At 54.7% G+C, this 8,776-nt stretch carries 6 protein-coding genes; 2 read left to right on the top strand and 4 right to left on the bottom strand.

Features of this window, described 5'->3' with window-relative positions; genetic code table 11:
• The first annotated feature begins 359 nt into the window (after nt 1-359).
• Nucleotides 360-1,004 (top strand): type II secretion system protein N, encoded by a 645-nt coding sequence (locus QYS36_RS14980; protein WP_308840236.1) that lies wholly within the window; start codon nt 360-362, stop codon nt 1,002-1,004.
• 13 nt (nt 1,005-1,017) lie between these two features.
• Complete coding sequence (gene gspD, locus QYS36_RS14975) at nt 1,018-2,928, top strand: type II secretion system secretin GspD (RefSeq protein ID WP_308840235.1); 1,911 nt, start codon at nt 1,018-1,020, stop codon at nt 2,926-2,928.
• 433 nt (nt 2,929-3,361) lie between these two features.
• Here gspD and QYS36_RS14970 read toward each other — a convergent pair whose 3' ends face one another.
• The 4 genes from QYS36_RS14970 to QYS36_RS14955 all read right to left on the bottom strand — a co-directional run bounded on the left by QYS36_RS14970 (nt 3,362) and on the right by QYS36_RS14955 (nt 8,720).
• Nucleotides 3,362-4,663, bottom strand: a complete 1,302-nt coding sequence (locus QYS36_RS14970) for a hypothetical protein (protein ID WP_308840234.1) — start codon at nt 4,661-4,663, stop codon at nt 3,362-3,364.
• 276 nt (nt 4,664-4,939) lie between these two features.
• A complete protein-coding gene (locus QYS36_RS14965) occupies nt 4,940-5,806 on the bottom strand; it encodes a hypothetical protein (protein ID WP_308840233.1) in 867 nt (288 codons plus the stop codon).
• Between the two features lie 35 nt (nt 5,807-5,841).
• Nucleotides 5,842-7,179: a restriction endonuclease subunit S gene (locus tag QYS36_RS14960; protein WP_308840232.1), complete on the bottom strand. Its 1,338-nt coding sequence runs from the start codon at nt 7,177-7,179 to the stop codon at nt 5,842-5,844.
• Complete coding sequence (locus QYS36_RS14955; protein ID WP_308840231.1) at nt 7,176-8,720, bottom strand: class I SAM-dependent DNA methyltransferase; 1,545 nt, start codon at nt 8,718-8,720, stop codon at nt 7,176-7,178. The genes QYS36_RS14960 and QYS36_RS14955 overlap by 4 nt, the downstream gene beginning before the upstream one ends.
• Between the last annotated feature and the right edge of the window lie 56 nt (nt 8,721-8,776).

The raw sequence follows: 8,776 nt of genomic DNA, 5'->3' as shown, positions 1-8,776 counted from the left end.
AAAGAGTGCAGCAAGCGTGCGGCGAAACCCGAGAGAGCAGCATCCGTGCAGCATGTTCGCGTTAAGTTCCATTTAATTTGTGCATCGATCACAAGGCTGCTGATAGACTCAGCCTTTACGATGGCGAGATGCTATACAGGCGCTCAAACCATTTCAAGCCATTACAAATGCCAAAATGACATTATTCGAAAAAAACGTGATGCAGTGCGTGTAAATCAGCGAATCGCCGCCCAACCTCAACGCGCTCTTTGCGCTTGATATCGGCGACAGATAGTATTGCCACGCCATCACAGGGACGAATGACAATGGCCATATTAATAGCGCGCGCGACCCAAATCCTTGCGATCCGGAGCGCTCGGTTGTGCGTACTGGCTTTGCTTTTAGTTGCCATGCTGGCCTCACTGACTTGGCAGACCATGGAGTTTTTCCGTGGTTTTAAAAACCAGCCCCCCCTGTCCAGCGCTGCCTCAGGCGCACCAATAACCACCTCGGCCGAAAGCAGCAAACCTAGTAGTTCGTTGTTAGGTTTATTTGGCGCAGGAAGTAGTGATGCCGATGTGGACGCCCAACCAGTTGAAAAACTTCCGGAAAGTAATCTCAACCTGCAAGTCTCCGCGATCTTTTTCATGGCGCACGCTGCGCAAAGCTCCGTGATTCTGGAAGACGGGGATCGCACCATGATGCTCAAGCCCGGCGAGGAAGCACGTCCCGGCATTGTCGTACAGAGCATCGAGAGCCATCGCATCACGCTGAAACGTAACGGAAAACTTGAACAGATCAGCTTCAAAGGGTTTGGAGAAATGCCTGGCGGAGATTCGATTGGCAGCCCACTTCCAACAGTGCAACAAGCGGACGCCGCTCCGGTAATGAATAAAAACAATGACAACGAAGTTATCGCACAAGCCCCGGCAGGCAATCCGCCTGTGGCATCAACGGCCGTCGACCAGAACTTGCCCACTGCATACCAACAGTACATCCAGCGCAAACTCGCGCAGAACAAGTAGTCGGGTACCCACCGTGTCGATTCAAACCGCTCTGAAACTGTTGTTGCTGACCGCTGTATGCGTGAGCTCCATTAGCTGGGCTCAAGAAGCCGAAACGCAATCCGGCGGCGAAGTGCGCATCAACATGCAAGACACCAATATTCGCTCCTTTATAGAGTGGATTGCCAAAGCCACCGGAAAGAATTTCATTATCGATCCGCGTGTGACGGGCAAGGTTACGGTTATTTCCAATGAATCCATGGCCCCGGAAGAAGCGTACCGCGTTTTTCTCTCGGTACTTCAGGTACATGGTTTTTCAGCGATCGAATCGGCAGATGCGGTCAAGGTCATCCCCGATGCCAATGCCAAGCAGACTGGCGTGCCCCTGGTGGAGGACGACGCGCTCAACGACGACCAGCTCGTGGTGCGGGTCATCCGCACCGATCACGTACCAGCCACCCAGTTGGTGAACATTCTGCGGCCAATGGTGCCTCAGGTCGGTCATCTGGCAGCCTACCCGGATAGCAATGCGCTGATCATTTCCGACCGCGCCTCCAACATCAACCAGTTGCTCAAGCTGGTGGCAGAAATCGACCGTGCCGGCCAATTCGAGATAGATGTCATTCCGCTGAAGTTCGCCAACGCCAAAGAATTGTCGGCCATGCTTGGCACGCTGGTACCGCAAGCCGGTGGCCCTGAAGGTGGAAGCAAGATGAGTGTTTCGGTGGATGAGCGCACAAATAGCATCCTCATCTCTGGAGACCCGAGCAAACGCCAGCAACTACGTGACGTCCTTGCCAATCTCGACCGCCCAGGCAACATCATTCGCGACACCCAGGTGATCTACCTGCACTACCTGAAGGCCTCCGAACTGGCGCAAATTCTGCAAAACGTCGCCACCAGCCTGCAAAAGCAGGACAAGGATGTTGGCATTAGTAGCGCCGACATATCTATTCAGGCCAATGACACCACCAATGCCCTGATCATCAGCGCACCACCTGCCATCATGGAGACGGTTAACGGCGTCGTTAAGCGGCTGGACATCCGCCGCGCACAGGTGCTGGTCGAAGCGGTGATCGTGGAAGTCTCGGATAACAAGGTCAACGAGCTGGGTGTGCAGTGGAAAACTTCCGATGGCAGCAAGACGTTCGCGGGCTTCAAGTCATCCCTAAAGGGTAACGCCATCGATAACCTGCCCACCAACCCACTCAAACTCGATGCTGGGCTGAGCCTGGGCTTTTATACCAACGGATCGCTGCAAGCCTTGGTACGCGCGCTTTCCACCGATGACTCGATGAACATTCTGTCCACCCCCAATCTCGTTACCCTCGATAACGAGGAAGGCAAGATCGTGGTGGGTCAGAACGTGCCGTTCGTGACTGGCAGCTCCACCAGCGCCTCCAATCCCTCTACCAATCCATTCCAGACCATTGAGCGTCAGGACGTGGGTATCACCCTTAAAATCAAGCCGCAAATCAACGAGGGCGACTCCGTTACTCTCAACGTCTATCAGGAAATATCCAGTGTCAGCAGCGACACGAGCGCAGCGGATATCGTGACCAACAAACGCTCCGTCGAGACTCGCGTGCTGATCAAGGACAACATGACCTTGGTACTGGGTGGTTTGATTTCCGACGAGGTTCGCGACGCTGGTGACAGGGTGCCTTTTTTCTCCAAGATACCGGTGATCGGGCGCCTGTTTCGCAGTGATCGTAAGGAAGTTTCCAAGAAGAACCTGATGGTGTTCATCAAACCAACGATCATCAACGACTTCGATCACGCCAACCAGCTGACCGAAGGCAAATACAACTTCATACGCGAGCGCCAATTGCGCTACGCCGAGCAGGATCTCAGCAGAGCAGTTCCGACCTTGCCGGAACGCGTAAGCGCGCCTGAAAAAGAGTTGAATGTGGCGCCGGCGTCACTTCCCGCCATCCGTCAATAGGGCTGATAACCGCTGTCGTTCTGGAGTGGCTGTTCCGGCACCGAGTGACGTCTTGTGGACGCTGAAAGCCAAAGAAGGCCAGACACGGTTATTCTTAATAAGCAAAAGCCGCGCATCGCGCGGCTTTGAAGGTGGTGGGCCCACACGGACTCGAACCGTGGACCAAAGGATTATGAGTGACCTAGAAACGCCTCAATACCAGTAAAAGCGTGAGCAACTCAGCGCAAGTAAAATAAGCTGAAAGCAGCGTCTTTACTGGGCTTGAGCGAAGTCTATAGAAATCTTTAAAAGCTAGCCACTGTACCGCCAGTGTACTGTTTTTTGTACCTCAGGAGCGCTGGCGCAAGCATTGCGTCATCAACGGCAGATAAGGTACCGCCGCAATATTACTAGGGTGAAATCGGCTATTAACGAAGGCGGCCATTAACAATGGTCACAGCATTGCGACCTTACATACCTCACCGTGCTGATCAAATGTCAAAGCAGTACGAATAGGCTGATTTTCATTGCGGTATTTCTTTAAGTGCTGTGTGAGGATGTCTGCTGTCGCGACATAAGTCTTCTGATGCTCCAGAGTCAATACACGCATCCCCTCGTTCTCACTTAACAATTCGTTGCGTCGTTGATCTAAAGTGCCTTTACGATTGAACGTAGCTTTGGAAAGCAGTTGAATTGATCGATCGCGCTGAGTTGTGAGCAACGCGTCTATTTCTTTGAAAGATTGACCACATTTTTCTCCCAAACTAAGCGTCCATTTTCCCCTAGCAATCGGATCCAGGTATGCCGTACCGATATCTAGCAGTGCGAGAATTCGCAGCAACACATCACGCTTCTGCAGCAACCCATTAACCTTGGCAGCATGAACCATCAACGCCTTGTGGGTTTCACCAGTGCCAAAGGTGTCCACCTCTTGCTGCTGTTCGATATCGCCCTTCAAGCGCAACGCCTCAAGCTGCAATTGCTCTATCCATTGCATAGTCTGATGCTTGATGGCTTCGAGCTGGTTGCGTTTCTCCTGAGGAAAAAGATCGGGCGTTTCTAGGTCCCTCATAAAGCCCACTAGATACTCGAGGTAATTCATTGATCCACGAAGCTGTGCGTGATCTTTATCATCAATTGCTCGTTGAAGTCTCTCGATGGCTCCCTGAATCTCAGTCAGGCTGCGATTGATGTCAGCTAAGTGTGATTGAGCAACCGCGATGCTCAGGAGATGGAAAGCCCCTGCGGCAAGTTGTTTAGCCTTACCTGCCTCTAGAAGCCGGCCATGGCCTGCTATTTTCCCATTTCCGGCGACCGCTATAGCTCTCTGTCCGCCCCCTGCGGCTTCCATTATCGTTAACGTGCCGTCAACCAAGCCTTTATGGATTTCTGGGTCGAAAACCAATTCGAGGGTCTTGTTTGGCAGTGTAACGACACCTTTTAGTAGGTCTGCGGCGAGCTGCTGCCCCCGCTTGACCGCAACATCGTTCTGCCCTGAAAAAGTCGGAGCACCCGCTGGGACTTGTGTGATTAGGCGCGTTTTTACTAAGGGGCGCCCATCTACACCGGCAACAATAAGCTCGGTTCCCATCTCAGCCGGCATGATATCTGCTGATGTTATACCTGCTGTTTCGACAGATACCGGTGATGACTGAATTTGGACTGTATTCACTCCGCGTTTTTTAACGAGCAGGTAAGCGCCACCCAGAGCAGCAGCCGAGAACACCGCTACACCATAGATAAAGAAATCATTCACAAAAAAGGTCCTTCCTTGGCAATTTATAGTGGTGGAGCAGACGACACCAAATAGTAGCAATATGCTATTTCTTTGTACAACTAGGCAATGGCCGCTGCTACAGAATAGGGTAAGCTCGCGGCAACGGCTCCGGCGGTTGCCAAGGAGCCCGGGTAGCTCAGCCGCGTTGACCTGCACTAGCTTCTTATACCGACTTTGCGCATCTCACGGTTCGTCCATAAGTGATCAGCGCGAAACAACGGAAAATCTGCAACCGTTATAAAATTTATTTAGCTATCAACACCTCGATGCTGTATCGCCACGTATGGTGCCGGGCTGACGCGAGAAACGTTGAATGTCCGTACGAATCTTCTCGACGACCTCGATCAGTTTGGCATCACAGAGGTCCTGCTCGGCATCTGCACGCAATTCTTCGAGCCAGGTGGGACGCCCTGAGAAATGCGGCCATAGCTCATGGTCAGCTTCCAGCTGATGAGGGCGGCACCTGTCCAGCCAGTTGGGAATAAGCCCTTTATGGTGGCTCAGCTGATACAGGGCAGCCGCATCCAGCTGCGAGCGGCGCATAAGGGCACCGTGGTGATGGGCAATCGCCAACACCTGCAGAAGATGAACCAGGCTCGGCCAATGCTTGAGATCCCCACCTTCAGTGAGATGGTAAAAGCGCCTGCACGCCGAGTGGTCCTCATCCATTTGCTCCAGAACCAGAGCGTAATAGCCTTCCGAGTCCGGCCCGATTTCGTGAGTATCGGGTGTTATCAGATGCAGTTTGAACTCGAAGCCGGCCTGGGGTGTGCGCTGCTCCTGAAACCATTGATGTAGCCGTTCCGGCGCTTTGTAGCTGAAGAGGTGCTGGTGGGCTGAGTCGCTTTTCCCGGTTAGCCAGCCTTCTTCGAGCGCGAAATGCTGATCAAGCCAATCCAGATGTGCCTGACGCAAGGCCAGCTTGAGCTGATCGGTACTCGACCACTGGTAAGCCGAAAGCTGTAGCGTCTCCGGCAGCAGAGCATTGATCTCAGTACGAGCCACCCCATGAGCTTCAAAGGTCTCCAGCACGCGTACCGCCTGCTGGCGTACCGGGTTGCGACGCTCACTGAGCCAGGCAAACAAGCGCTGCAGCAAATCAATCCAGTCCTTGGGGTTCATGCGGCAGCTCCTGTGTTGGCGGGGGCGGGGCGTGTTTAGACCGAGGCCTTTCTGCCGCGCTTGGCTTTGGGCGTGGCGGCGCGTTGGGCTTGGATGCGTTCCAGCAGCACGCTGGCCGGTTCGTCGTTCGGATCTTGCGGCACCAGTTCGCCACGGAAGGCTTTGGCCAGGATGCTTTGGGTCAGGTGGTCGATACGGCTTTTGGCCGAGGCGACCTTGGCTTCCAGTTGGTCGGCGAAGGCGAACAGTTGTTCGACGCGGCGAACGATCTCAGTTTGTTCTGCGAGCGACGGGCAAGCGATATCCATTTTTTTTAGAACGGATGCCTTGATGCCTTTGACGGTAGTGCCTGTTGCCTTCTCTAAAAGCTTTTCTTGAAATTGAGGGGATTGCAGTTCTATTGCAGCGAATTTCGAGTTGATCTCTTCGGTGAATTGCAAGCAGATAGCCCGCTGAGCCAGCGCGAATTTTTCGTGTATATCAATTGTTGCAACATTGCCCAATGGCGCTTCCGTTGTAATTAAAACGTCCCCAACATTGGGGATGCCTCTGGTCATCCATGAATCGTAGTCTTCAGGGCGTATGTATTCTCTCGGCTCTCTGGATATATAACCTTTACGAATATTCTTGGCTGTAATCAATGGAATTCCAGATTCCACCTTGGTTGGCGTTTTCCCTCTGTAGTCAATGAATCGCGCAATAGTCTCAAGCTTACAATTTGAAATTTCATTGGGTTGGCCGCTTTGCGCACGCCACGCCTCCGTCAATCGCCCGGAAACGGCGGTGGCGAGGACGGATTGGCGGAAGCGTTTGAGCAGGGTGGGGATGGCGTCGATGCGAGCTTTGAGGGTGTCGACCTGGGCCAGCAATTCATCGAGTTTTTGGGCGATGCGGGTTTGTTCGGCCGCTGGCGGTACAGGGAGCGCGAAGCCTCCTACAAATTGGCGAGGCACGCGACGAAGACCTACAGCCCCCGTCATGTTTGCTGCCCCTTCGAGCATGAATTCACGGCTTTTGATCAGCGCCAATAGATATTTGGCTGAAACACCTTCGCTGCTTGGGCGTAGCACAAAAAATTCGCTACTCCCTGCACCGATGCCGTTAGGAAGGCCCTCAACAAGTGCGGCTTTTCCGTTTTCAAAGCAGGGAGTCACTTTGGCGAAAATCACGTCGCCATCTTTGAAAGTTGTATAAGCCTTTTTGATCTCGCCCCAGTTGCGCTCGTCAAACCGCAGCTTGTCGCGAAAGTTGGTTGGGGCGTGGGACATCGGCACAAACCCTGCCGGCAGGTGATCATCGAAGTCCTGCTTAGGATTTATGTCAGCAAGGTCGCTAATGCAGGCATGCGCCCACCCCTCCGGCAGCTCACTCATTCCCCATTCCCCTCAACCACCGCCAACCCCATCACCTCCGCCATCAACTGCTTCTGCGCCGCCACTTCATCCCCCGCACCCAGCGCTTTCATCAACTCTTCCAGCTCATGCAGGGCCTCGGTCAGTTCGGCCATGGCTTCGCCTGCCAGCACTTCCGGGGCGGGCAGATCGGCTGCCTCCAAACTATCGGCATCTTTCAACCAACTGATATCCAAGGAGTCGCCACGCTCGCGGATCTGTTCGCGGTTGAATACGCGGAAGCGGCTCTGCTCGCCGATACCCTCAACATTCTCGGCACGTGGGCTGTTACCGCTGGCGTCCTCGCCGTAGGCATCCTCGAAGGGCTTGAGGTGGCTTGCACCGAAGGGCGTGCGCTTGCCGAAGCTGGGCATATTGCTGCGCAGGTCATAGACCCATACGCGCTGGGTGCAGCCCTGTTCCTGGCGCGGGTTGTCGGCAGTACCCTTCTGGAAGAACAGCACATTCGTCTTGACGCCCTGAGCGTAGAAGATGCCGGTGGGCAGGCGCAGGATGGTATGCAGGTTGCACTTATCCATCAGGTCGCGGCGCACCTCGGTGCCGACGCCGGCTTCGAACAGCACGTTATCCGGTAGCACTACGGCAGCGCGGCCGCCCGGTTTGAGACCACGGTAGATATGCTGGAGGAAGGCCAGCTGCTTGTTGCTGGTCTTGTAGGTGAGGTCGTCACGGGTTGGGCCGCCACCGCCTTTGGCCGTGCCGAACGGTGGGTTGGAGAGGATTACCTCGACCTTGGGCAAGCTGGCACCGACCTGGCCAAGGGCGTTGCCCAGGTGCACCACGCCTTCTTCGTCGCCTTCCATGCCGTGCAGCAGGGTGTTCATCAGGGCCAGGCGGCGGGTACCGGGTACCAGTTCGATGCCAATGAAGGCCTTGTTGCGCTGGAAGCTGCGTTCCTTGTCATTGAGTTCGTATAGGTCGTCGGTGTGCTGCTTGATATAGGCATCGGCGGCAATCAGAAAGCCTCCGGTGCCGGCAGCCGGGTCCTGAATCACCTCGCCGGGCTGTGGCTTGATGCAGCGGATAATGCTGTCGATCAGCGGACGCGGGGTGAAGTACTGGCCGGCACCGGATTTGGTTTCGCTGGCGTTCTTTTCCAGCAGGCCTTCATACAGATCGCCGAGGCCGTCCTGGCGGGCGCTGAACCAGTCGATGCCGTCCAGGCTTTTGATCAACTGTTCCAGGTGGCGCGGCTCTTTCAGGCGGGTCTGCGCGTCGGCGTAGATGGCGGCGATCAGCGGGTCACTGTTCTTGCCTAGGTCCAGCAGTATCTGCCGGTAGTGGTCGAGCAGGTTAAGACCGGATTTGCCGGCCAGATCGGGCCAGCGTGCCCGCTCGGGCAGCTTGTGGGCGAAGCTATCGTTATTCTGGACTTGCTCGTATTCCATTTTGATAAACAGCAGCAAGACCAGTTCGGTGACGTAGTCGCTGTAGTTGATGCCGTCGTCGCGCAGCACGTCGCAGAGGTTCCAGAGCTTCTGGACAATGTCGGAGTTGGTCATGGGGGTGATCTCTAATTGGCTCATGACGTGAGCCGAATACATCGGCTATTCGGCTC

This window comes from Pseudomonas sp. G34 (genome assembly GCF_031119625.1).
Taxonomy (GTDB): domain Bacteria; phylum Pseudomonadota; class Gammaproteobacteria; order Pseudomonadales; family Pseudomonadaceae; genus Aquipseudomonas.
The sequence above is the reverse complement of the archived record's forward strand: the minus strand, read 5'-3'. Positions and strand labels throughout refer to the sequence as shown.